This window comes from Parvimonas oralis, from assembly GCF_047608425.1.
In the GTDB taxonomy this organism is placed as follows: Bacteria; Bacillota; Clostridia; order Tissierellales; family Peptoniphilaceae; genus Parvimonas.
On the sequence record NZ_JBLKRS010000005.1, the window covers coordinates 43,804 to 67,888 of the forward strand.

Sequence of the window (24,085 nt, forward strand, 5' to 3'; positions counted from 1 at the left end):
CATCGTCCTATAATGAATTTAAATATTATCTAATTCAAAAAAATTTTTTATTTGATTATTATAATTAATATTTTTATTAAATCTATTAACTAATATAGCACTCATTCCAACTGATTTTGCACCAAAGATATCTTCTTTAATATTATCTCCGAACATAACAGATTCCTTAGGTAAAGCACCTATATCATGCATTGCAAAATTAAATATAACTTTTGAAGGTTTTGCAGCTCCAACTTCTTCACTAATATAAATATGATCTATATAATCTAATAGCCCTGTGACTTTTAATTTACTCATTTGACCATCAGTAGGACCATTTGTAATAATTGCTATTTTCTTCTTAGCTTTTTTAATTTTTTTCATAAAAGGAATAACATCATCAAATATTTTAATTTTAATATTCCCTTCTTCCATAAATATTAAATTAAATTCTTTAGCTTTTTCATCTACATTATTTACTCCAAAAAAATTTAAAATATCAGAATATCTTCTTGTTCGATATTCTATTTTATTAAGTTTTCCTTCAAGAAAAGAGTTCATTAATTTAACTTCATTTGAAATGTATTTCTCCTTAAAAAGATGAATATCAATTCCATAATTCATTAATTGTCTATTGATTCTAATATTAGCTTTTTCCTTTGCTGATTTATAATTACATAACGTATCATCTAAATCAAAAAAATAGTATTGATAATCATTCATATAACACTCCTTTATCAATTAATAATATAAAATACTTGTTTTATTTTAATATTTACCTATTTTATACTTAATATTTTTTATTTCTTTTATTAATTCATATAATTGTTCTTCTTCAAAAATACTAGGTACTATTTTTGTGATTGACTTGGCACTTTGTAAATTTTTTTCTTATCAATTTCCCACTTACTACCTTCATCTAATATTTTTATCATTTTACACAACTTTTTACTATAATAAACCTATATATCTTTATTTTCACCTAGATAAACAATATCAATATCTTTTGGTATATTATTAATTATATTAGATATCCACACACTATCATTAACATTGTCCTTTATTAAAATAATATCATCAACAACATTTAAAATATGCTTTTGCACTTTTATTATATCATACTAAAAAACTTTTTCAAAATAGTAAATTTTAAGGCATAAATTCATAAAAAAAGTCGGGATTTCCCGACTTTTATGCTAATTTTGAATATTCTATTGCTATTTTACTTGCAAGTTTTGCGTTATTGAATACTAATCTGATGTTAGCTTCTAAGCTCTTTCCTTGTGTAAGTTTTTGAACTTTATCAAGTAGGAATGGTGTTGTGTCTTTTCCTTTTATTCCATTTTCATCTGCTTCTTTTAAAGCATCTAAAATTGTCTTGTCAATTAAATTTCTATCCATTGAAAATTCTTCCGGAATAGGATTAGCAATTACAACTCCACCATTAAGCTCTAAATCCCATTTAGCTTTTAAAACTTTTGCAATTTCTTCTTCTGAATTTATTTTACTAACTTTAAAATCACTTTCTCTTGTGTAAAATGCTGGTAATATATTAGTTTGGTATCCATAAACAGGAACTCCCTTTGTTTCTAAATATTCTAAAGTAAGCCCCATATCTAAAATTGATTTACATCCTGCACAAATAACTGCAACATTTGTATTTCCTAATTCTTCAAGATCTGCCGAAATATCCATAGTAGTTTCTGCTCCTCTGTGAACTCCACCGATTCCACCAGTTGCAAAAACTTTAATTCCTGCCATTTCTGCACAAATCATTGTTGCAGCAACAGTTGTTGCTCCATTTAATTTATTAGCAACAACATAAGCTAAATCTCTTCTTGAAGTTTTTGTTACACTAAGTCCAGCTTTCCCGATTACTTCAATTTCTTCTTTTGTTAGCCCAACTTTAATTTCTCCATTTATAATAGCTATTGTAGCAGGAATTGCTCCATTTTCTCTAACAACTTTTTCAACTTCAAGAGCTGTTTCAACATTTTTAGGATAAGGCATACCATGTGATATTATTGTTGATTCCAAAGCTACAACCGGTTTATTTTCTTTAATTGCATTTTTTACTTCTTCACTAACTGTTAAATATTTTTCTAATTTCATAACTTCCTCCAAAATTTAATAGATTTTTTTCACTTATATTTTTACTTACTGTATCCATAGATTGTGCTGTTATAAATCCTGCGATATTTCCAAGTTTTGCACATTCTAAAATATCTTTTTCGTTAACAACTCCAAAGATTATTCCACTCATAGCTGAATCGCCACAGCCTGAAGTATTTTCAATCTTTGGTTTTTCAGTTATCTTTACTATTCCATTCTCATTTTTATCAGCATATAAAATTCCTTTTTCCCCCATTGAAATAAAAACTTTTTGAACGCCTTTTTCTAAAAATACATTCACTATTTTTTCTAAATCACTTTCATTTTCATAAGGAATGTCAGTTAATTCTTCTGCTTCATAAATATTCGGTTTTAAAAGATAGATGTACTTTAATAATTTCTTAATTTTTAAAGCCTTTTTTCTAGAAACACAATCTACAATTATCTTTGAATTAGGGCAATTTTTACAGATATATTCAAGGACATCTTCTCTTAAATTTGTATCCATAACTATATATTTATAACTCTTAATTAAATCAATTAGTTTAGAGATAAATTCAATATTGATTTCATCCAAAACTTCCATCGAAGAAATGGCAGTAAATAAATCATTATTTTCATCCAAAATAGAAATATAATTTGACATCCCTCTATTTGTTAAAAATTTACTGTTTGAAAAATCCAGCCCAATTTTTTTCAAATAATCTTTGATTTCTCTTGAATAGACATCATCACCAAATACAGAAATAAATTTATTTTCTATTCCCATTTTAAGTAAATTTTCAGCAATATTTTTACCAACTCCACCAAAAGAATATTCCAAAGTTCCGGGATTTGAGTCTTTCATATTTATTTTTTCAAAACTTTTTGCAATAAAATCAATATTACATCCACCAATTACACAAACTTCTTTTGATAAATTCGAATTAATCACATAGGCTCTTCCGACCAAATATCCTTTTTTAATCAAATTTGAAATATGAACTGCAACAGACGATCTCTTTATATTAAGTAAATCAGCTAGTTCATTTTGAGAAATATAAGGATTTTCTTTTATTATTTCTAAAAGTTCTTGCTCTCTTTTTGTCATAATACCTCCTTAAACAACAGCTTATTATATTATATCAAATGTTTATATAAAAATCAATATTTTTAAATAAAAATATTAAAATAATAAATGATAGATAGCTGTTAAGATATTTACCTTTAACGTCTAGCTATTTAACGAAGTATTATCCCTTATACTCAAGAAAAACATCACCCTTCCTCGATACTTTGCATCGGGCGGGTACCCGAGAACCTTGTTGCTTCGCAATAAAAAAAGTCCTTAAAATAAAGGACTTTAGTTAATTCAAAAAATTAAATTTTAAACAGCTTAGAATTTTTTCTTTTTTCTTCTTGCTGCCTCTGATTTTTTCTTTCTCTTTACACTTGGCTTTTCGTAATGTTCTCTTTTTCTATATTCTGAAAGCACTCCAGCACGTGCACATTGTCTTTTAAATCTTTTCAACGCATTATCCAAAGATTCGTTTTCGCCAACTCTGATTTCTGCCATGATATCCCCCCTCTCTTATATAGACAAACTGTCTTGAGAAATAACATAAATATTATACAACAAAAATGATATAAATTCAAGTAAATTCACTATATTTTTTCAGTATAATTGATAAAATTTATAAAAAATTTTAAGATAATTTTAATTTTAGCCCGGTGGCCAATTTAAACTACGTCCTGCAAGAACGTGAAAATGTAAATGCTTAACAGTTTGTCCACCGTCTTCATTACAATTATTTATAATTCTATAACCTGATTCATCAAATCCCATTCCCTTTGCAAGTTTGGAAATTTTTAAAAATATCTTTCCAACTACTTCAGAATTTTCCTTATCTACGAAATTACAAGATTCAATATGTTTTTTAGGGATTACTAAAAAATGAATCGGAGCTTGAGGGGATAAATCATTAAATGCAATTATATCATCATCTTCATAAATTTTATTTGATGGAATTTCTCCATTAACAATTTTGCAAAATATACAATCCATTATCTCACCTCCATATAATAAATATATCAAAATCAAAATAGATAGAATCTATTTTAATTATTGTATATTATAACATATACCAACTATCTTTACAACAAAACAATACTCATACAAACACAAAAACTCTCCATTTTTATAGAAGTTATATTTTATACATGCTTCCAATATCTATAAGCTCAACATTGTCTTCAATTTTAAATTTTTCAAATCCTGATAAACTTGTAATCCAATAATGTGCTTTTTTATATCTAAAATTGTAAGACTTACTAATCAAATTATCTAAAATATCTTGTTTAACTTTGCTATTATTCCACTTAGCTTCGACAAATAAAAATTCATTTTCATTATTATAAGCCAACATATCAATTTCCGACTCTTTTTTTAACTCTTTATCTGTTCCCCACCAATTACCATAATCAGTTGGAATAAATAAAAATTTTGATTTTTTTAATCTCTCTTCAAAATATTCAATAGAGATTTTTTCAAAAACATCTCCCATATAATCATTCAAATTTTTTTCTATGCTTTCATATAAAACTTCTCCCAGTCCTATATTTATCATATTTAAGTTGGTTTGAACAAATTTATACCAAAATAGAAACATAGTATCTTTTATAACATAAATAGGTCTTTTTGTTTTTCTATTGAGTACAGGCGTCTTTTTTTCTATAATTCCAAGCTCTATAAGAGAATTTAGATAATGAGCTAAACCACCACTAACTACATTTAATTTTGTGGATATTTCATTTAGTTTACTAGCTCCTGCGGAAATAGAAAATAAAATATCATTATAAAACTTTGGCTGTCTTAATTCTTGTTTTAATAGATTAAGAGGTTCTTCATACAAACGACCATTTGGTTTTAAAAAAATATTTATTATATTTTCTTTTAAAGACAAATTTTCGTCAAAAAATGTTAAATATTCAGCAACCCCATTAGTTAATCCAAAAACTATTGATTTTTCTTTATCTGAATATGAATTGACAAACTCTCCGGATTCCAAATAATTAAAAGCATTTATTTTAAATTGACTTGTTCTTCTTCCATACAAAGGACTCTTGTACCCTAAAACTTGTTCTTCCATAAAACTCATAGATGACCCACAAAGTATAAGAAATAATTTACTTTTTTCTCTATATTCATCTATCAAATTTTGTATTAATGATGAAATATATGGTGCTGATTCAGCTAAATAAGGAAATTCATCAATAACAAAAATTATCCTTTTATCTATACTATATTGAAATAAATATCTTAATGCACTTTCGAAATTACTGAAATCAGGTAATCCCTCTAAATTTCCACAAGTCTTATATATCGCTTTTGAAATTAAACTAAGATTTATTAACTCATTTGATTCAGTAGCAACAAAATAATAGCCCTCTTTGTCTTTTATAAATTCTTGAATTAAATAGGTTTTTCCAACTCTTCGTCTTCCATATATTACAGATAAGGCAAATTTTCCATTTTCATATTCTAAATTTAACTCTTTTAGTTCATATTTTCTTCCAATAAATTTCATAAAATCACCTCAATATAATTATAATATAAAAAAACACGATATGCAATAGTATATTATTGCATATCGTGTTGTTGCGTTTTTTGCTTAATTAAATAATTTATTTTTTACAAAATATCAACTTGACACATTTTCATAGCTTCTAATGCTGTGTTATGACTTTGTGGAGTAACTCCCGCACAACATTTACTATCTACAATTAATTCAACTTCAGGTAAAAATCCTTTAATCATTAAAGTATTTACAATCACACAAATATCTGTGCAAATCCCAACAAATTCTATACTTTCAATTTTCTCTTTTTCGTTTATGCTTTTTAAATACTCAACCAAGTTGCTAGAGCCAAAACCTGCTTTTTCAAAAATTTTACAGTTTTCTTTATAGATACCTTCTCTGATTTTCCAAGCGTCAGTTCCTTTAATACAATGTTTTATAGGAAGTTTTCTTCCCTCTTGTGTATTTAAGTAATTATCATCGTGAGTATCCATTGTATAAATAATTTCTCCGTCAAAGTTTTTAATTTTTTCCTTTAATTTAGGAATCATATTTATAGCCTCTTGAGTTCCCAACTTACCATCAACAAAATCATTTTGAACATCAATAACAACTAATATTTTCATAACCAGCCTCCAAAAGTTTTTTATAAAAAAATCTAAATATTTTAACTAAATAAATTATATACATTATTTAATCTTTTGTCAAATTATAAAATTCATCAGTTACAATATATCTATAATATTTCAAAAATATTACACTCAAGATAAATTCATTCACAAATTGTGAAAATGCAACTCCAAATAGAGATAAATCAAAAATTTGTGTTAATATCAACATTAAAATAAGGCTTAAGATATTTACTCCTGCAGTTGTTTTTAATAAAAACATATTTTTATTCAAACCTTGTAAAGCACATTTATATATGTATGAATATGAACTACAAATATTTGCAATTAAGAAAAATATCAAAAATTTTGTAGCAATATTTTGTACAGAAACGTCATCTGTAATAAGTTTAGGTAAATATTCTCTAAAAATAAAGAATAATGCACTTCCAAAGATAAATAATATAGTTGTAATTTTAACTGATATTTTAGGATAATCTATCAAATTTCTAATGTTTTTCTCTCCGGAACTTATGCTTATTAAACTCAAAGTCGCAGAACCATAGATATGTTTAAAAGTAAATAAAAACATAATTAAATTTGTAATTATTGAATATCCAGCAAATTCGTTATTGCCTATTCTAATAACAATCATATTGAAAATAATGACAAAAATAGTTCCGTCAAAAATTTCCTGTATCATAATAGGAAAAGCTAATTTAAAATGATTAATTCCATTTATAAAATAGCTTTTTAATAATTCAAATTTTAAATTTAATTTATTTTTCAATACAAAAATATAAATAAAAAGATTTACAAACATTGAAAAAACTGTAGTAAATCCGACCATAGTAATTCCAAATTTTGGGAAACCAAACTTTCCAAGAACGAACAAATAATCTAAACCCAGATTTAAAACTGAAGAAACAGTAGATCCTATTAAAATCCACTTTGTCATATTTGAAATTCTAAAATATGCCCCAAATGTAAATAAACATAGTTGTAATAAGACACAAAAACTCATAGGATATGAGAACAAAATCCCCTGTTCCAAAGTTTCTCCGGACAAATTATAGAATATTTTTAAAAAATATGTCTTTCCGAGCAACATCAATAATAAGAATAAAATTCCCATAAAAATATTGATAGCAAGAGATGAAAAGAATTCATAATTTAGACCTTTTTCATCTCCCTGTCCCAGTTTTTCTCCAAGTTTTGTATTTATAATTATTGCAGTCGCCCCTAAAACTCCACTTATTGTATATAATGTTGAAGAAATCAAATTTACCGCATTAAATGCAGGTGTTGAAACTCTTGCAACGATAGCAATATCGGATAACTCCAAAATATAACTTAAAATAAAATTTACCATAAGTGGAAAAGCGAATTTGTTAAGTTCTAATCTTTTATTTTTCATTTTTCTTTTTCTTTAAATCAATCTCAAAATCGCAATTTTCATCGGAACATTTTAGTGCATGTTTAAATCTGTTTTTAACTTCAACTAAGAATTTTCCACATTTTTCACATTTTTTATCAGCTATAGGCTTGTCCCAAATTGCATAATCACATTCAGGATAATTTTCACAACCGTAAAAAACTTTTCTCTTTTTGGATATTTTTTCTATTATTCTTCCACCACATTTAGGACATTTTACCCCAGTATCTTTAACTTCCTTTTTTATATAATTACAATCAGGAAATCCGCTACAACCGATAAATCTACCGAATTTTGTCTTTTTGACAACTAAATTTTTACCACATTGTGGACATTTTTCATCAAGAACTTCATCTTTTATTTTATAATCCTCTGAATCCCCCTCAGACTTTTTCAAAAATGTTTCAAAAACAGCATAGAAGTCAGAAATAACTTTTTTCCAATCCTTTTTATTCTCAGCTATTTCATCAAGTTTTTCTTCCATTTCCATTGTAAATTTTTCATTTATAATTGTTTCAAAGTTGGAAACTAAAAACTTATTTACATTTTTTCCAAGCTCTGTAGGAATTATTTTTTTATTCTCAATTAAAATATAAAATCTGCTTGTCAAACTGTTTATAATACTAGCATAAGTACTAGGTCTTCCAATTCCGTTTTCTTCAAGTTTTTTAACCAAAGTAGCCTCTGTAAAATTGGCAACCGGTTTTGTAAAATGTTGACTTTTTTCTATTTTTTCTGCATTTATTACATCTTTAACTTCTAATTTAGGCAATGGTTCATCTTTAATATCACTTGAAGTATATATTTTTGAAAATCCGTCAAATAAAGTGTATCTTCCATTTAATTTATAGATACAATTATTAGAATTTAAAACTATTTGTGTGCTTTCATAACTTTCTGCCTTCATTTGAGAAGCGACTGTTCTTTCCCAAATCAATTTATATAGTTTATATTGATTTGCAGTTAAATAGCTTTTTATTTTTTCAGGACTTCTAAAAATACTACTTGGTCTAACACCCTCATGAGCATCTTGTGAATTTTTTTTCTTTAAATTGTACTCATTACCTTTACTTGCATAATTTTTCCCATAATTTTCGGTAATATACTCAATTGCCTCTGCAACTATTTCTGATGAAATTCTAGTTGAGTCAGTTCTCATATATGAAATTAAACCGACAGAGCCTTCTTTACCAACATTAATCCCTTCATAAAGTTGTTGAGCAATACTCATAGTCATTGAGCTTGAAAAACCTAATTTTCTTCCCGCTTCTTGTTGTAATGTACTTGTAGTAAAAGGTGGTTGTGGTTTTCTCTCTTTTTTTACCTTTTTTACATCTTCCACGATAAAATTATCTTTATCTGTTTTTTCTACAACTTTTAAAGCCTCTTTTTCATTTTTTATTTCTTTTTTTACTATTTTTTTATTTTCATATTCTCCATAATATAGTGATTTAAACTCTATATTTTGGACATTATGTATCCCTTCGATCTTCCAAAATTCTTCAGGAACAAAATTATCTATCTCTTCTTGACGTTCACAGATAATTTTTAAAGTTGCAGATTGAACACGACCTGCAGAAAGTCCACTCTTTATTTTTTTCCAAAGAATCGGAGATAGTTTATATCCTACAAGTCTGTCTAAAACTCTTCTGGCTTGTTGAGAATTTACTAAATTCATATCTATTTTTCTTGAATTTTTTATAGATTCTTTGATACTCTTTTTAGTAATTTCGTGAAATTCTATTCTGTTATTATCATTAATATCAAGACCTAAAAGGTAGGCTATATGCCAAGAAATTGCTTCTCCCTCTCTGTCGGGGTCGGTTGCAAGATATATATTTTCAGAATTTTTATAAAGTTCTTTTAATTCTTTAATCTTAGACGCTTTTCCTCTTACATTTATATATTCAGGTTCAAAATTATTTTCTATATCTATCCCCATTTTGCTTTTAGGTAAATCTCTTATATGTCCAACACTTGCTACAACCTTATAATTACTTCCAAGCATTTTGCTAACTGTTTTAGCTTTTGTTGGAGATTCTACTATAACTAAATTTTTATACAAAACTAACTCCTTATACAATCTTACTCATTGAAATATGTTCTATTCCAACTTCAACAAAAATATCATCATTATCTTTAGTATAACCTAACATTTCATAAAATGTCATTGCATGATATTGCGCCGAAAATCTAATTGTCTTCTTTTCATTTTCTTTTTTAAATTTTTTTACAGTTTCTTCCATACTTATAAATAAAAACTTTCCTACTCCTTTTCCTCTGCAAGATTTCTTTACACAGGCTCTTCCAAAATAGACAATGTCTTTATTTATATTCATAATCCTTGCAGTAGCAAGAAGCTCATCTCCTTCAAAAACTCCAACATGAATTGTATCTTCTAAACTATCTCTATCATCAACTTCATATTCAAGCGGAACTTTTTGTTCATCTACGAAAACTTCCTCTCGCAAAGCGAATGCCTTTTCCATTTCTTCGCTTTTTAATATTCTATATTCCATAAAAACATCTCCGTATAATCTATAAACTCTCTATATGTTATATAATTTAATTAATTTTGTCAATATATTTTTATAATTTCACAATTAAAAAAGTGTCAATTTTAAAAAATTGACACAAAAATTTAATTTTATTCTATTATATATGCACTTACAATTTCTCCATAATAAGCTGTATGATAATCCCTATTTGCTCCATAAAATTCTCCTGACACATTTTCAGGATAATTTTTTTCCTTTATTTCTTTTGGTATTGCATTTTCATCTTGTTTTTGTTTATAAATAACCTTACATTCAAAAGTTAAAGGCAATTCTTTAATAGCTGGAACATCTACAATTTCAGATTCAACTAAAGTTAAATTCAAATCTTTAATTTTATCAGTATCTCTTCCTGACTTTGTACCACAAACTCCAATTATATTTTTATCAAAATCATTCAAAAAAATATTTACAGTAAATTCTCCACTTTCATCAAGTAGTTTTTTTGTATAACGACTTTCTCTAACAAATGCTGTAAAAATCGGTCTATTCCATTCTATTCCCAAAGTTCCCCAAGAAATTGACATTGTATTTACCTTTCCTTTTGACTTTGTAGTAAGCAAAACACCTTTTTCAACTGCCAACATTATTTCTTTCGCATAATCAAAAACATTAATTTTTCTTTTCATAATTTTCTCCTAAATTGCAATCGGAATATCTTTTATTTGTTCTCCGCATTTATAATTTTCTATTATAACATCATCTGATGTAAAATCGTAAAAGTTTTTAACATCAGGATTTAAAGTAACCTTTGGAGCAGGAAATTTTTCTCTAGTAATAAGTTCTTTTATAATCGGAACATGTCTATCATAGATATGAGCATCAGCTATTACATGAACAAGCTCTCCAACTTCCAAATTACATTCTCTAGCAAGCATATGAATCAAAATTGCATATTGACAAACATTCCAATTATTTGCTGCCAAAATATCTTGACTCCTTTGATTTAAAATAGCATTCAGCTTGTTCCCTGTAACATTAAAAGTCATACTATATGCACAAGGATATAAATTCATTTCAGATAAATCTTCATGAACGTAAATATTTGTAATTATTCTTCTACTATAAGGATTGTTTTTCAAATCGTAAATAACTCTATCAACCTGATCAAACATCCCTTCCTTATATTTATGTTTAACTCCAAGCTGATAACCGTAAGCCTTTCCGATACTTCCGTTTTCATCAGCCCATTCATCCCAAACATGACTCTTTAAATCCTTAATATTATTGGACTTCTTTTGCCATATCCAAAGCATTTCGTCAGTACATAATTTTATGGCTGTTTTTCTAAGTGTAAGTGCAGGAAATTCTTCCGCCAAATTGTATCTATTTACAACTCCAAATTTTTTTATCGTATATGCCTTTGTTCCATCCTCCCAAACAGGACGAACTTTTTCTCCTTTTGTATCTACTCCATTTTCAAGTATATCTTTACACATTGAAATAAATATATCATCTGCTCTACTCATAATTATCTCCTAAAATTATTCTACAATAAGAATAACATTTTTATTAAAAAAAGGCAAATTCATTAAAGTGTTTTTCACAACATATTGCTTATAGCTTTTGCTATATTTCAAAATATTTTTAATTTCTATATTAAAAATACTTGATTTAAGTTTTGTGATATGGTATAATACCTAAAGTGATTAATTTACAATATTTAAGTGAGGTGAATACAATGAAAAAGGGAATACATCCAGAATATAATAAAGTAGTTTTTATGGATACAACAAGTGGATATAAATTCATCTGTGGTTCAACAAAAACTTCAAATGAAACAATAGAAATGGAAGACGGTAACACTTATCCATTAATTAAAATCGAAATCAGTTCTGACTCTCACCCATTCTACACAGGTCGTCAAAGATTTGTTGAAAAAGGTGGTAGAATTGAAAAATTCAAAAAAAGATACAATATGGACTAGTAAAAAGCAGAGCAATCTGCTTTTTTTGTTGCAAAAAATCAGGGGCTTTAGGAGATTTCTCGACTATTGCTTGTTTACAAAAAATAGTATTTATGAAAGAAACTCTATAATAATTTTAGTATGTATCTTCGATACATTTACTTTTGCTAAAGCAAAAGTATGAGATTTCTCCGTTTCGCTAACGCTACAGTCGAAATGACGGATAAGGAAAAAAACTTTGTTTAATAGCTTACCGTTAAATGTAAATCAGCTTACGATTTATTTTAAAAAATTATAACAAATAAAATATTTAACATCATAAAACTTAACAAATAAAAACTCCCAACATGTCATCTCGACCGTAGTTGAGCAAAGCGAAACGAAGTGAATCTAGCCCTAACTTAGATTATTTACAAGTAAATAATCAATAGTAGGTCTGACATAGTCATTGTAGTATTATCTAATACAATGACTATGGAAATCTCATAAAGCTCCATTATGTAGAACTAAATTTATGTAGTTGATTATTCCAAAAATAACTATTTAGAAAAGTTTTTTACTTATTTTTGCTAATAACAAGAAATAGTATTTATAAAAGAAATTCTAAAATAATTTTTCTATGTATCTTTGATACATTTACTTTTGCTAAAGCAAAAGTATGAGATTTCTCCGTTTCGCTAACGCTACAGTCGAAATGACGGATAAGGAAAAAAACTTTGTTTAATAGCTTACCGTTAAATGTAAATCAGCTTCAAAATATCTGAATAATTTCCTCAACAAAAAAGAGCTGTTTTTACAGCCCTTTTAAATTAACAACCACCTTTTAATTTTTTACTTCTTATATAAATCTTTGGGAATTTATCATGTTGATTAAAATATCCCATAAGTTCAAAAAATTGAAAAGCTCTTTTTTGTTGATCAACGGTCATATTTGTTTTTTCTTTAATAAGTTTTTTAGCCCTTTTTGAATAAACAAAATATCCTTCAGAATTTATATCTTTAATAACTATATCATATAAATCATAATACTCTTGCTTCATTATTGTCCCCTTTTGCAGATTGAATTTCATACCAAGTTTTATATTTACCATTCAAAGCGATAAGCTCATCATGAGTACCGGTCTCTAAAACTTTTCCGTTTTCTATCATAACTATTGTATCACAATTCTTTACTGTGGACAATCTATGTGCAATAATCATCGTACTTCTACCCTGTTTCAAAACATCAATTCCATAATTGATTATTTTTTCCGTTTCAGTATCAATATTTGCAGTTGCTTCATCCAAAATTAAAACTTTTGGATTTCTTACAATGGCTCTTGCAAAGCAAATGATTTGTTTTTCTCCAAGAGATAAATCCGAACCGCTTATCGCCAATTCATAATCTAAATTATCATTTCTTTTTTGTAAAAGATTTTTACCACCAACTTTTATAATCGCATCTAAAACTTCACTTTCAGTTATATTTTCTTCTTTAAGAGTGATATTATCTCTTATACTTCCTGTGAAAATATATGGGTCTTGGAGAACTACAGCCATTTGTTTTCTGTAAGATGCTTTACTTAATGTTTTTATATTTTGTCCGTCAAGTAAAATTTCTCCTTTTTGATTGTCGTAAAATCCTAAAATCAAATTCATTATAGTTGACTTTCCACTTCCGGTAGCACCTACAAAGGCAATAGACTTTCCTTTGTCTAATTTAAAATTAACATCCTTTAAAACAGGAACATTTTCTTTGTACTCAAAGCCTACATTTTTAAATTCAATATTTCCTTCAAGGTCAATTTCTCTATCCGTAGTTTTTTCTTCTTCTATTTCAAAAATTTTGATTATTCTGTCGCAAGAAACAAGTGCAGTCTTATATCTATTTATTTGTGATAAGAAATTCATAAAAAGCCTTAAAATTCTTTTATTATATTCAATTAAAATATACAAAATCCCTACACTCAATCCCAAGCCATTAATCTTTAAAATTGTAAATACTAAAACTATCATAGCATTTGTAAAAATCATAGTAAAATCAATTAAATTCCAAGAGAATAAAGCATTTAATATAGTTCTTTTGATATAATTTTTTTCAACTTCCTTATTTTCTTTTTCAAAAGACTCAATCATCAAATCTTCATTTCCATAGACTTGAATTACAGGTAATGATTTAATCGTTTCATTATAAATTGAGCTTGTAATTCCCTCATGTTTTCTTATTGTTTTAGTAACTGCTGTAAGTTTTTCTCCGTAATATTTAGTTACCATATACATAAGTGGTAAATAAATTAAAACAATTAATAACAGATATGGACTGATATAAAACATAACAGTAAGCATCATTGCCAAATTCAACACAAAACCCAAAAGATCATTTAAAAGAGTTTGATATAACTCTTTAATTGTATTAGTATCTGTTGTAAATCTTGAAACCAAATCTCCGGCATAAGAGCTATCAAAATATTGCATTTTAAAGTTTTGCATATGTCTTATTAAACTGAATTGAATTTTATATGCAATATTACAAGATAGTTTATTAAAACAAATTCTTACAAAGAATAAAAATACTAAAAGCAATACATTAAGTCCCAGATATAATAGTGCTTTTTGAACAATAAAAGAATAAAAATTTTCCATATTGACTAAATCTGCATCTATAATTGAAGAAATTACAGTCGGTAAATATACATCAAGAAAAACTCTAAATACAGTACAGATTGAGCCTGTAAAAAACAGGAATTTTTCTTCTAAAAGGTAGGAAGTTAAAAATTTTAATTTACTATTTTTCATCTTCTTCCTCCTTATCCAAACTTTGATACTCAAATTGTTCCTTATACCAAGAATCTCTTGAAATAAGTTCTTCATGTGTACCTCTGTCGATTATTTCTCCACTGTCCATAACTAAAATCAAATCAGAATGTTCAACTGCAGAAATTCTATGAGAAATAATTATATTTGTCCTATTTTTTCTATTTTCCTTAAGAGAATTTACAATTTTACTTTCAGTATTCGCATCAATTGCAGAAAAAGAATCATCTAAAATTAAAATTTCAGGATCCCGATATAAAGCTCTGGCAAGAGAAATTCTTTGCTTTTGTCCTCCGGAAAGTCCAAGTCCACGTTCTCCAACAATAGTTTCAAGTCCTTTTTCTAAATTTTGTATATCTTTGTAAAAGTCTGCCTTTTTTAGAACATTTATAATTTTTTCGTCATTTTCTGCAATACTTCCAAACAAAATATTTTCTCTGACTGTTTTAGAAAGTAAAATATTTTCTTGACTTACATATCCGAATTTATTTCTTACTGACGTAATATCATAGTCTTCATAAGGAATATCATTTATAAAAATCCTATTTTTATCAAAATTATAAAATCTTAAAATCTGTTTAACTAATGTACTCTTTCCACTTCCACTTTTTCCAACTATTCCTAAAGTTTCTCCTTTATTTAACTTAAAACTGATGTCTTTAAGTGAAACTTCTTTTTCTCCGGGATAAATAAAAGAAAAGTTTTTAAATTCCATAGTGGAAAAGTTCTCTAAAATCTTATCTCCATTTTCTATTTCCGTCTTATCATCAAGTAAAAGATTTATTCTATTTATTGAAACCAGAGCTCTTTTATAAGTATTTATACAATCTCCAAGTCCCCAGAAAGACCAAGCTAAAGTTTCTCCAAGTCCAAAAAATACCACTAACTTTCCAATTGTAATACTACCATCTCTTACTAAAAATGCTCCGTAAAAAAGTCCTATAATCATAGAAATTACTCTTATAAAAGAATTTGAAAGAAATGTTAACATCCATAGATTAGCTTCCATATAAGCTAAATCAAAATAATATTTAATGATTTTAGAAATATTTTTTTGTCTTACTTCTTCATTTACATAACTTTTTATAAGTTTTATTCCCTCAATTATTTCTAAAATCTCCTGACTAGACTTTCCAAAAGTTAAATTCATTTCTTCACTTACTTTTCCAACTTTTTTACTTACTATATTTGTAATAATAGCTGTAAAGATAAAAGGAAACATAACCGCAATCGTCAGCTTCCAAGATAGGAAAAATACTAAATATGATGCACATATTAAAGGCATAAACATAGAATCACAAACTAATAGAATTCCAAAACTGAAATATTCAAATATATATTTAGTTTCATTATCTGCAAGTCCAATTACATCTCCTGCAGTATTTTTTTGAAAAAAGTCGGGAGATTTTTTTAAAATTTTTCTAAAAATTATATCTTTATAGTACATCTTAAGTTTTGCCCCCGAGCCAAAGACCAAATATGAAAAAGTCATAAAGCTTAAAAAGTTAATCACTCCCAAAAATATCATTAAAGCTACATATTTATAAATTTTTGTAACATCAAAATTCGGACTTTTAAACAAATCCACAATTGTTCCGGTTAAAGTTACTATATAAATTAAAATAAAACCACTAATTATATCAAAGACACAACCAAGTAAAAATCTGGTTTTTGCCTTTTTAAAGCCGTCTCGGACAGCCAAATAAATCCCCATTTAATCACCTTCTTCCATTTCAAAAAAAGCTCTTCAAAAAGAAGAGCATTTTTTAAATTTTATTTACTTATTTTTTCTTAAAAGTTGCAACTGATCCTCTTTCAATTATTCTTGAAGGTAGGATAGTAACATCTTTTAATTTTTCTTCATTTCTAAGTTCCTTAATCAACTTTCTCATAGAAATTGCACCCATATCATAATATGGTTCTTCTATTGTTGTAAGAGCAGGTCTGTAAATTGAAGCAATTAAATCATCTCCAAACCCTGCAACTGAAATGTCTTGCGGAACTTTAAGACCGTTATCGTAACAATAACTAATAAAACCGATAGCTAAAGCATCTTCACTCGCAAAAACTACAGTTGAATTATTTTCCTTGATAAGTTTGAAAATTTCTTCTCCCATATCATATCCTGTTTGAACTGTAATATCTTTTGCATTTATAAGTGCTGATTTTACTTTTCTTTCTGCAACAGCTTCATTAAATCCTGCAAGTTTTTCTCTACCGATTCTACTTGTAATATCTTCACTTATAAAAACGATACTTTTATGTCCTTCATCTACAAGATAATTTGTCATCTTATTACAAGTTGATTTGTAATCTATACTTACAGTATGCTCATCTGTATATTCATAAAATTTATCAAGTCTTACAAAAGGAATATTTTTACTTTTCAACTTAAACAGTATTTCAGGATTAATCTTTTCACTAATCATAATTATCCCTTCAACCTGTTTAGTACACATAAATTCGATAATCTTATGCTCTACTTCAATATCTCCGTATGTACTTGAAAGTAAAATATCGTAATTATACATTCTTCCGATTTCTTCAATTCCTCTAATAATTTGTGCCATATATGAAATGCCAATGTCTTTCACAATAACACCAATCATATTTGATTTTCTCATTACAAGACTTCTTGCCAATTCATTAGGCTTAAAATCCAATTTCTTTATCGCATCTAAAACCTTTCTTCTGGATTCCGGACTTACAGGTTTTGATTCATTCATAACTCTGGAAACAGTTGAGATAGAAACTCCTGCTAACTTTGCTACATCTTTTATTGTAGGTGCTGACATTTTATCACTCCTTTAAAATAAATATATAATTATAATTAAATCGTTTACAAACTTCAACATAATTATATCATAGTTTTTAATAAAATAAAACAGTTAAGGAAAATAAATTCACAAAATTTTCCTAAAAATACATAATTTTCTAATAATAAAAAATTTTTCAAAATTAAATTTTCACAATAAAAAAAAACTGTAAAATGATTTTCATTTTACAGTAAAATTTTACTTTTTAATTTTAATATACAAGCTGTAAAAAATAGTAGAAATAATCAATGCAATAAAACATATTCCTATTTCTATTCCTATATAATTAATCATAGCCTTATTTACAGGTAAAAATCCTCCTGTCAAATCAGAAAACACAGGATAATTAAAAGTATTTTTCCACTTCCAAAGATAAGAAAAAACTAAACTTAACCCAAACTGACTTATTATCAATATAATATTAATAGCAAAAGAAATCATAGCCTTTCCAATTATAAAACTCGTCTTTTTCATTGGAAGTGTAAATAAAAATCCCTTATGATAATAAAAATCTAAATATGTTGTTATAAAGAAATAAGATAGAGTTACCAAAAAAATTACAGCTAGAATATACTTTATATTATTATATTCAAGCAAAACACCGTCTAAAGGGGCTTCTTCATATTGAAAAGTTCCATTTACTTTAATTATTTCGGATAACCTTTCTTTTTCGTGATTAGCATAACTTTTTGACATAGAAAAATTTATTTCATTTTCCTTAATTTCAATGATTTTTTCGTACATCAAAATTGCACTTTCCATATAAGCTCTATCGTCTCCGCTATGCTTTAGCTTTAAAGTCTTTTCTGATATTTCAAGAGATTTTTTTAACAAATCCATTTTATCTTTATCAGCAGAATATATACAAGGTGACTTTCCATCAGCAGGATATAAAATATCTCCTATTCCTTTTTTTATCATAAGTAATTCATGCTTTTTATCTGTATCGACTTGTTGATAATTTAAATAATTTTTATAAAATAGAGAAGCTAATAAAACTAATATAACTCCTAAAATTACTACAAATATTCTACTTCTTATAAATTTTTTACATTCTAATATCAAAGTATTCATAACATTCACCTACTCAGCAAACAGTCTTTGATACATCTGTTCAGACGCATTTATATGCTCTCTTATTTTAATTAATTTTATGCCTTTATCCTGTATTGCCTTAATTGCATCGTCAAAAGAATTCTTTTTAAATTGACAAATAATCATATCTTTTTCAATTTCAGCACTTACTACAAATGGAGATAAAATTTCTAAAGTTTGATCATTAGAAGTAGTATCAATAGCATAGATTAAAAATTCATCTTCAACGATTTTTTTGACAATTTTTTTGTCCTTTATGAATAAAAGATTATCAGTTAATTGACTAATTTCTCCTAAAAAATGTGTAGATAAAATTACCAGAGTTCCCCTTTCTGATATTTCCTTTAACATAACTCTAAGCTCTATTTGACTGCTAGGATCAAGCCCGTTAAAAGGTTCGTCAAGCAATAAAACTTCAGGATTATTAATAAGTGCAATAGCCAAAAGTAACCTCTGTTTCATTCCCAAAGAATATGTCTTTACAGCTCTTTTATAAAATTTTTCAATCTTAGTTAGACTTACAATTTCTTTTATTCTAGTCTTTGGCAATTTTTGTATATTTGCAATAAATTTCAAATGATCAAGTCCTGTTAAATTTGGAAATAAAATACTTGCATCCTGTAAATATGACAATTTTTTAAAAATAGCATTATCCCTATTATCTATACCATTTACAGTAATCTGTCCGGATTGATAGCTATTCAAATTTGTAATACAATCCAAAAGGGTAGTTTTTCCCGTTCCATTAGGTGCAACCAAAGCCCAAACCTCTGCATTTTCAAGCTCTAAAGATAAATCATTTAAAACTACATTCTCTCCATATCTTTTAGTAAGATTTTTTATACACAAACTAGGCATATCCATTCCTCCTTCTATCTTGAATAAAAGCTATACAAATCAATAAAATTGTTAAAATACAAATTCCAATTGCTAAAATTTTACAAGATTTATCAAAACTGTAAGTAATTGTTTTAAATAAAAAATTTATACTTCCGTCAGCTATTTTTCCAACTCTCCAGTATGAAAACGGATTATACCATTTATTAAACATCTGTAAAGTTGCTATCAGCCCAAAAGATAAAATAACGGATTTTACACTGGATTTTACAAAAGTTGAAATTGCACTTGTAAATAAGAATATAAATAGTCCATAGAGTAAGAACAAAATCAAACTTTTTATTAAAACATCAGATATTGGAACAATCTTATATCCAAAACTCATAAGTGAAAAATAATCACTTTTTACAATATAAGTTGTAATCGGATATTTAAAAGATGATGACCCGCTTATTAAAAATTCTATTCCAAAAAATATTGCAGGTATCAATAGTCCTAACAAAATCGTTAAAATTCCACCTGTAAAAAGTCCCGACGATACAATCCTAAATTTACTTGCCCCCGATGTCCTTAAAAATCTAATTGTTTTATTTTGACTCTCCTCCAGCTTTGAAAATAAAATACCAAAAGTTACTACAATTATAAAAGTATAGATTAATACTAAATTATTTGTAAAAAAGTCCCATAATCTATGTGAAGTTCCAATTAATGTTTTTTTGCTATAATAGTCAAGAAGTTTACTTTCTTCTGAAGTTCGAGGTTGTTCAAACTCTGTTTTCTCTAAATATAATGGATGAGCTGAAGGAAGGTCATTTTCTATTAAATACTTCAATGTTTCGTATGTTATCTCTACTGTCAACTTATCTACAGTATAACTTATTCCCTTTTTTACAAATCCTTTTGAAACGAAATTTCCGTTGGGATCTAAAGAACGCTTTAATTCATCTTCATATAATGCGTGCCAATTTTCAGCTTTAATATCTTGGATTATTTTTTCATAATACTGTATATTGGCAATATTTCTTTTTTTCATATTATTTAATTCTATTTTTTCTTCATCTGAAATATTACTGCTTTCTAAATCTTTATCTACCTCTTTAATTTCTTCTTTAAATATCTCTATAACTCTTTCTCTACTAAAAATTTGTTCTTCCTTATTTTTATTATTTTCAATTTTTGAAATAGAAGATATAACAGTTCCAATAATTATAATTATAATAAGGAATAGAATATTCTTTTTCTGTTTAATAAAATACTTAAAAAACAAATTACACATAGCTACCTCCAAAGCAAAACGCAACAAAAAAACATTTTATATAAAATACATTTCAGAAAATCAATTTATCTATTTACTTTCTCTTCTAGGTAAATCGTTACCACGAGAATATCACAATTTTTATTTTTTGTCAAATATTATACATATTTTCGAGTTATTTTATCTTGAATAAAAGCTAAACAAATTAATAAAATGGTTAAAATACAAATTCCAATTACTAAAATTTTACAAGATTTATCAAAACTGTAAGTAATAGTTTTAGATAAAATATTTATACTTCCGTCAGCGATTTTTCCAACTCTCCAATATGAAAATGGATTATACCATTTATTAAATATCTGTAAAGTCGCTATAAGCCCAAAGGATAAAATAACGGATTTTACACTTGATTTTACAAAAGTTGAAATTGCACTTGTAAATAGGAAAATAAATAGTCCATAGAGCAAGAACAAAATCAAACTTTTTGTTAAAACATCAGATATTGGAACAATCTTATATTCAAAACTCATAAGTGAAAAATAATCACTTTTAACAATATAAGTTGTTATCGGATATTTAAAAGATGACGAACCGCTTATTAGAAATTCTATTCCAAAAAATATTGCAGGTATCAACAATCCAAGTATAATAGTTAAAATTCCACCTGTGAAAAGTCCCGACGATACAATCCTAAATTTACTTGCCCCCGATGTCTTTAAAAATCTAATAGTTTTATTTTGACTTTCCTCCAGCTTTGAAAATAGAATTCCAAAAGTTACAACAATTATAAAAGTATAGATTAATACTAAATTATTTGTAAAAAAATCCCATAATCTATGTGAAGTTCCTATTAAAGTCTTTTTGCTATAATAGTCAAGAGCTTTATTTTCTTCAGAAGATCTCGGTTGATCAAATTCTGTTCTCTGCAAAAACAAAGGAGGGGCTGAAGGAATATTATGCTTTTTTAGATATGTTAAAGTTTCAAATGTAATTTCTATAGTTGTTTCATTTACATTATAGCTATCACCTATTTGAATGGAAGCAAATCTTCCTTCGGGATCTTTGAGATGTTTAAAACTGTCATCATATAAATACTGCCAATTTGAATTTTCAATGCTTTTTATGTATTCTTTACTTTCTTCTATATATTTAGGGATAATTTTCTGATATTCTTCTATTAATTCCTTATCTTCTTCTGAGATATTATCCTTTTCAAGTTCATTTTTGTAATGCTCCAGTTCATTTTTATATTCTTCGATATTCCTTTTGCATCTTTCAATTTTTTCTTTATTAGTTTTGTTATTTTCAAAATTTTTTAAAGATGATGTCCCCAATCCCAAAATTATAATCATAATAAGTAATATAATATTTTTCTTCTGTTTTATAAAATATTTAAAAAATAATCTACACATAGATACCTCCCAAAGTAAAAACGTCAAAAGATAATTTATCTATTTACTTTCTCTTCTAGGTAAATCGTTACTACGAGAATATCATAATTGTTATTTTTTGTCAAATATAATAACTAGTATTTTTCATATTATATATTGACATAAAATAAAATTATATCATATAGTAAGATAATTTGAGATTGTATAATTTTAATTTTAAAATATCGTTCTTATTATTTATGTAGCTTTTAATTATGAAAAAATATTAAAAAATGTATTTCTATTTTCAATTTTAATTCTATATTCTTGTAGCAGTATAAAAAAAGATAAAGCATTTTTATACTACATAAGCATAAGTGAAAATTGTATAAAAAAACTCATCTAAGCATGTTAGATGAGTTTTTATTGTGAAACAACAAGGTTCCCGGGTACCCACCCGATGCGAAGCATCGAGGAAGGGTGGGGTTCTTATTTAATTATTTTTAAAATTTTACAAACACATTCTATAAATATTTTCTATATCTTCAGGTGTTAATTCTCTAAAGCCTTTTATACTTTCTTTTCCCTTACAAGCCTTCTTAGCCATAATAGCAAAATTTTCATCATTAATATTTACATCTTTTAATGTGCTTTGTAATTTTAAGTCATTAAATAAAAATTCTGAAAGTTTTTCAATGGCTTTTTCTGCAATTTCTCTATCAGAAAGATTTTTATCTATGCCAAAAACATTAACTCCAAATTGAACATATTTGTATATATTTTCATCATTTAAACAATATTGCATCCAACGTGGAGTTAATATTGCAAGTCCATGTCCATGAGTTATATCATAAAAAGCTGAAAGTTCATGTTCCATTGGGTGACAACTCCATGCAGTTGATTTACTTCCATTTATAAAACCGTTTATTGCCCAGGAAGATGTCCACATTAAATTAGCACGAGCTTCATAGTTTGTAGGGTCTTTCATTGCTATCGGAGCATATTTTATAACTGTTTTCATAAGACCTTCCATAACACAATCAAGCATAAACAAATCATTTTCTGTTGTAAAATAAACTTCTAGGATATGACTTAAAATATCTGCTGAACCGCAAGCAGTTTGATACTCACTTACACTGTAAGTATTTTTAGGATCAAGAAATGAAACTTTTGGTAACATACACATTGAACCATTGCTTAATTTTTCATTTGTTTTAAGGTTTGAAATAACTCCATCATTATCCATTTCAGAACCGGTTGCTGAAAGTGTTAATATAGTTAAAAGAGGCAATGCATCTTCTATTTTTGCTCTTTTTTCTAAATCAAGAAAATCCCATGGGTCAAAATCAACTTTTGCTCCGGCACAAATAAATTTTGAGGCATCAATCGTTGAGCCTCCACCAACAGCAAGAACCACATCAATATTTTCTTCCTTACATATTCTAGCACCCTCTCTAACAGATTCTATTCTAGGATTAGGTTCTATCCCTGAAAGTTCAAAAACTTCAAGTCCTGCACCTTTTATTTCTTTTATAACCTCATCATAAAGTCCTATCTTTTTAATGGAACCTCCTCCGTAAGTTAACAAAACTTTTTTTCCATATTTTGACAATTCTCTTCCAAGATTGGAAAGTTGTCCTTCTCCAAAATATACCTTAACAGGAATATTGTAAATAAATGGTTTCATAAAAATCCTCCTTTAAATTTATTTTTAATACTTCTAAATTAATTTTACCTCTCCTCTATATCTAGTTAAAGAATACCCTT

Annotated in this window: 22 protein-coding genes; 1 reads left to right on the top strand and 21 read right to left on the bottom strand. The window is 26.8% G+C overall.

Annotated features, from left to right (window positions below):
• Positions 1 to 18 precede the first annotated feature (18 nt).
• The 12 genes from ACMX2D_RS05990 to thyA all read right to left on the bottom strand — a co-directional run bounded on the left by ACMX2D_RS05990 (position 19) and on the right by thyA (position 11,715).
• A complete protein-coding gene (locus ACMX2D_RS05990; protein ID WP_414973145.1) occupies positions 19 to 702 on the bottom strand; it encodes an HAD family hydrolase in 684 nt (227 codons plus the stop codon).
• 468 nt (positions 703 to 1,170) lie between these two features.
• On the bottom strand, positions 1,171 to 2,091 hold the full coding sequence (locus tag ACMX2D_RS05995) for a pseudouridine-5'-phosphate glycosidase (RefSeq protein WP_004832357.1): 921 nt from the start codon (positions 2,089 to 2,091) through the stop codon (positions 1,171 to 1,173).
• The gene (locus ACMX2D_RS06000) at positions 2,063 to 3,181 is read right to left on the bottom strand and encodes a carbohydrate kinase (protein ID WP_414971193.1); all 1,119 of its coding nucleotides are present in this window, start codon (positions 3,179 to 3,181) and stop codon (positions 2,063 to 2,065) included. Before ACMX2D_RS06000 ends, ACMX2D_RS05995 begins: the two co-directional genes overlap by 29 nt.
• A 285-nt stretch (positions 3,182 to 3,466) precedes the next feature.
• The gene (rpsU, locus tag ACMX2D_RS06005) at positions 3,467 to 3,646 is read right to left on the bottom strand and encodes a 30S ribosomal protein S21 (protein ID WP_004832359.1); all 180 of its coding nucleotides are present in this window, start codon (positions 3,644 to 3,646) and stop codon (positions 3,467 to 3,469) included.
• Between the two features lie 147 nt (positions 3,647 to 3,793).
• The gene (locus ACMX2D_RS06010) at positions 3,794 to 4,135 is read right to left on the bottom strand and encodes a histidine triad nucleotide-binding protein (protein WP_414973147.1); all 342 of its coding nucleotides are present in this window, start codon (positions 4,133 to 4,135) and stop codon (positions 3,794 to 3,796) included.
• A 142-nt stretch (positions 4,136 to 4,277) separates the two neighbouring features.
• A complete protein-coding gene (locus ACMX2D_RS06015) occupies positions 4,278 to 5,657 on the bottom strand; it encodes an ATP-binding protein (protein WP_414973149.1) in 1,380 nt (459 codons plus the stop codon).
• A 104-nt stretch (positions 5,658 to 5,761) separates the two neighbouring features.
• Positions 5,762 to 6,274, bottom strand: coding sequence for a cysteine hydrolase family protein (locus ACMX2D_RS06020; RefSeq protein WP_414973151.1), 513 nt, complete (start codon positions 6,272 to 6,274; stop codon positions 5,762 to 5,764).
• A 67-nt stretch (positions 6,275 to 6,341) separates the two neighbouring features.
• The gene (locus tag ACMX2D_RS06025; RefSeq protein ID WP_414973153.1) at positions 6,342 to 7,673 is read right to left on the bottom strand and encodes an MATE family efflux transporter; all 1,332 of its coding nucleotides are present in this window, start codon (positions 7,671 to 7,673) and stop codon (positions 6,342 to 6,344) included.
• On the bottom strand, positions 7,663 to 9,756 hold the full coding sequence (topA, locus tag ACMX2D_RS06030; RefSeq protein WP_414973154.1) for a type I DNA topoisomerase: 2,094 nt from the start codon (positions 9,754 to 9,756) through the stop codon (positions 7,663 to 7,665). Before topA ends, ACMX2D_RS06025 begins: the two co-directional genes overlap by 11 nt.
• 10 nt (positions 9,757 to 9,766) lie before the next feature.
• Complete coding sequence (locus tag ACMX2D_RS06035; protein ID WP_009354882.1) at positions 9,767 to 10,210, bottom strand: GNAT family N-acetyltransferase; 444 nt, start codon at positions 10,208 to 10,210, stop codon at positions 9,767 to 9,769.
• Positions 10,211 to 10,338: 128 nt separating this feature from the next.
• Positions 10,339 to 10,875 (bottom strand): flavin reductase family protein, encoded by a 537-nt coding sequence (locus ACMX2D_RS06040; RefSeq protein WP_414973155.1) that lies wholly within the window; start codon positions 10,873 to 10,875, stop codon positions 10,339 to 10,341.
• Between the two features lie 9 nt (positions 10,876 to 10,884).
• Positions 10,885 to 11,715, bottom strand: a complete 831-nt coding sequence (thyA, locus tag ACMX2D_RS06045) for a thymidylate synthase (protein WP_009354911.1) — start codon at positions 11,713 to 11,715, stop codon at positions 10,885 to 10,887.
• A gap of 212 nt (positions 11,716 to 11,927) precedes the next feature.
• On the opposite strand from thyA, the gene ACMX2D_RS06050 reads away from it, so the two are divergent.
• On the top strand, positions 11,928 to 12,173 hold the full coding sequence (locus tag ACMX2D_RS06050; protein ID WP_004832367.1) for a type B 50S ribosomal protein L31: 246 nt from the start codon (positions 11,928 to 11,930) through the stop codon (positions 12,171 to 12,173).
• A 788-nt stretch (positions 12,174 to 12,961) separates the two neighbouring features.
• On the opposite strand, the gene ACMX2D_RS06055 is transcribed toward ACMX2D_RS06050, so the two are convergent.
• The 9 genes from ACMX2D_RS06055 to ACMX2D_RS06095 all read right to left on the bottom strand — a co-directional run bounded on the left by ACMX2D_RS06055 (position 12,962) and on the right by ACMX2D_RS06095 (position 24,005).
• The gene (locus ACMX2D_RS06055; RefSeq protein ID WP_314938518.1) at positions 12,962 to 13,192 is read right to left on the bottom strand and encodes a hypothetical protein; all 231 of its coding nucleotides are present in this window, start codon (positions 13,190 to 13,192) and stop codon (positions 12,962 to 12,964) included.
• Positions 13,173 to 14,927 (bottom strand): ABC transporter ATP-binding protein, encoded by a 1,755-nt coding sequence (locus tag ACMX2D_RS06060; RefSeq protein WP_414973156.1) that lies wholly within the window; start codon positions 14,925 to 14,927, stop codon positions 13,173 to 13,175. The genes ACMX2D_RS06055 and ACMX2D_RS06060 overlap by 20 nt, the downstream gene beginning before the upstream one ends.
• Entirely contained in the window at positions 14,917 to 16,659 is a 1,743-nt protein-coding gene (locus ACMX2D_RS06065) for an ABC transporter ATP-binding protein (protein ID WP_414973157.1), read from the bottom strand. Before ACMX2D_RS06065 ends, ACMX2D_RS06060 begins: the two co-directional genes overlap by 11 nt.
• A gap of 67 nt (positions 16,660 to 16,726) precedes the next feature.
• The gene (locus ACMX2D_RS06070; protein WP_414973158.1) at positions 16,727 to 17,740 is read right to left on the bottom strand and encodes a LacI family DNA-binding transcriptional regulator; all 1,014 of its coding nucleotides are present in this window, start codon (positions 17,738 to 17,740) and stop codon (positions 16,727 to 16,729) included.
• 219 nt (positions 17,741 to 17,959) lie between these two features.
• Positions 17,960 to 18,835: a hypothetical protein gene (locus ACMX2D_RS06075; RefSeq protein WP_414973159.1), complete on the bottom strand. Its 876-nt coding sequence runs from the start codon at positions 18,833 to 18,835 to the stop codon at positions 17,960 to 17,962.
• Between the two features lie 9 nt (positions 18,836 to 18,844).
• Positions 18,845 to 19,714, bottom strand: coding sequence for an ABC transporter ATP-binding protein (locus ACMX2D_RS06080; RefSeq protein ID WP_414971181.1), 870 nt, complete (start codon positions 19,712 to 19,714; stop codon positions 18,845 to 18,847).
• Positions 19,707 to 20,969 carry an ABC transporter permease gene (locus tag ACMX2D_RS06085; RefSeq protein ID WP_414971180.1) on the bottom strand — a complete coding sequence of 421 codons (1,263 nt, stop codon included), beginning with the start codon at positions 20,967 to 20,969 and terminating at the stop codon, positions 19,707 to 19,709. The genes ACMX2D_RS06080 and ACMX2D_RS06085 overlap by 8 nt, the downstream gene beginning before the upstream one ends.
• A 137-nt stretch (positions 20,970 to 21,106) precedes the next feature.
• A complete protein-coding gene (locus ACMX2D_RS06090) occupies positions 21,107 to 22,360 on the bottom strand; it encodes an ABC transporter permease (RefSeq protein WP_414973160.1) in 1,254 nt (417 codons plus the stop codon).
• Between the two features lie 469 nt (positions 22,361 to 22,829).
• A complete protein-coding gene (locus ACMX2D_RS06095) occupies positions 22,830 to 24,005 on the bottom strand; it encodes an iron-containing alcohol dehydrogenase (protein ID WP_414971177.1) in 1,176 nt (391 codons plus the stop codon).
• Positions 24,006 to 24,085: the final 80 nt, after the last annotated feature.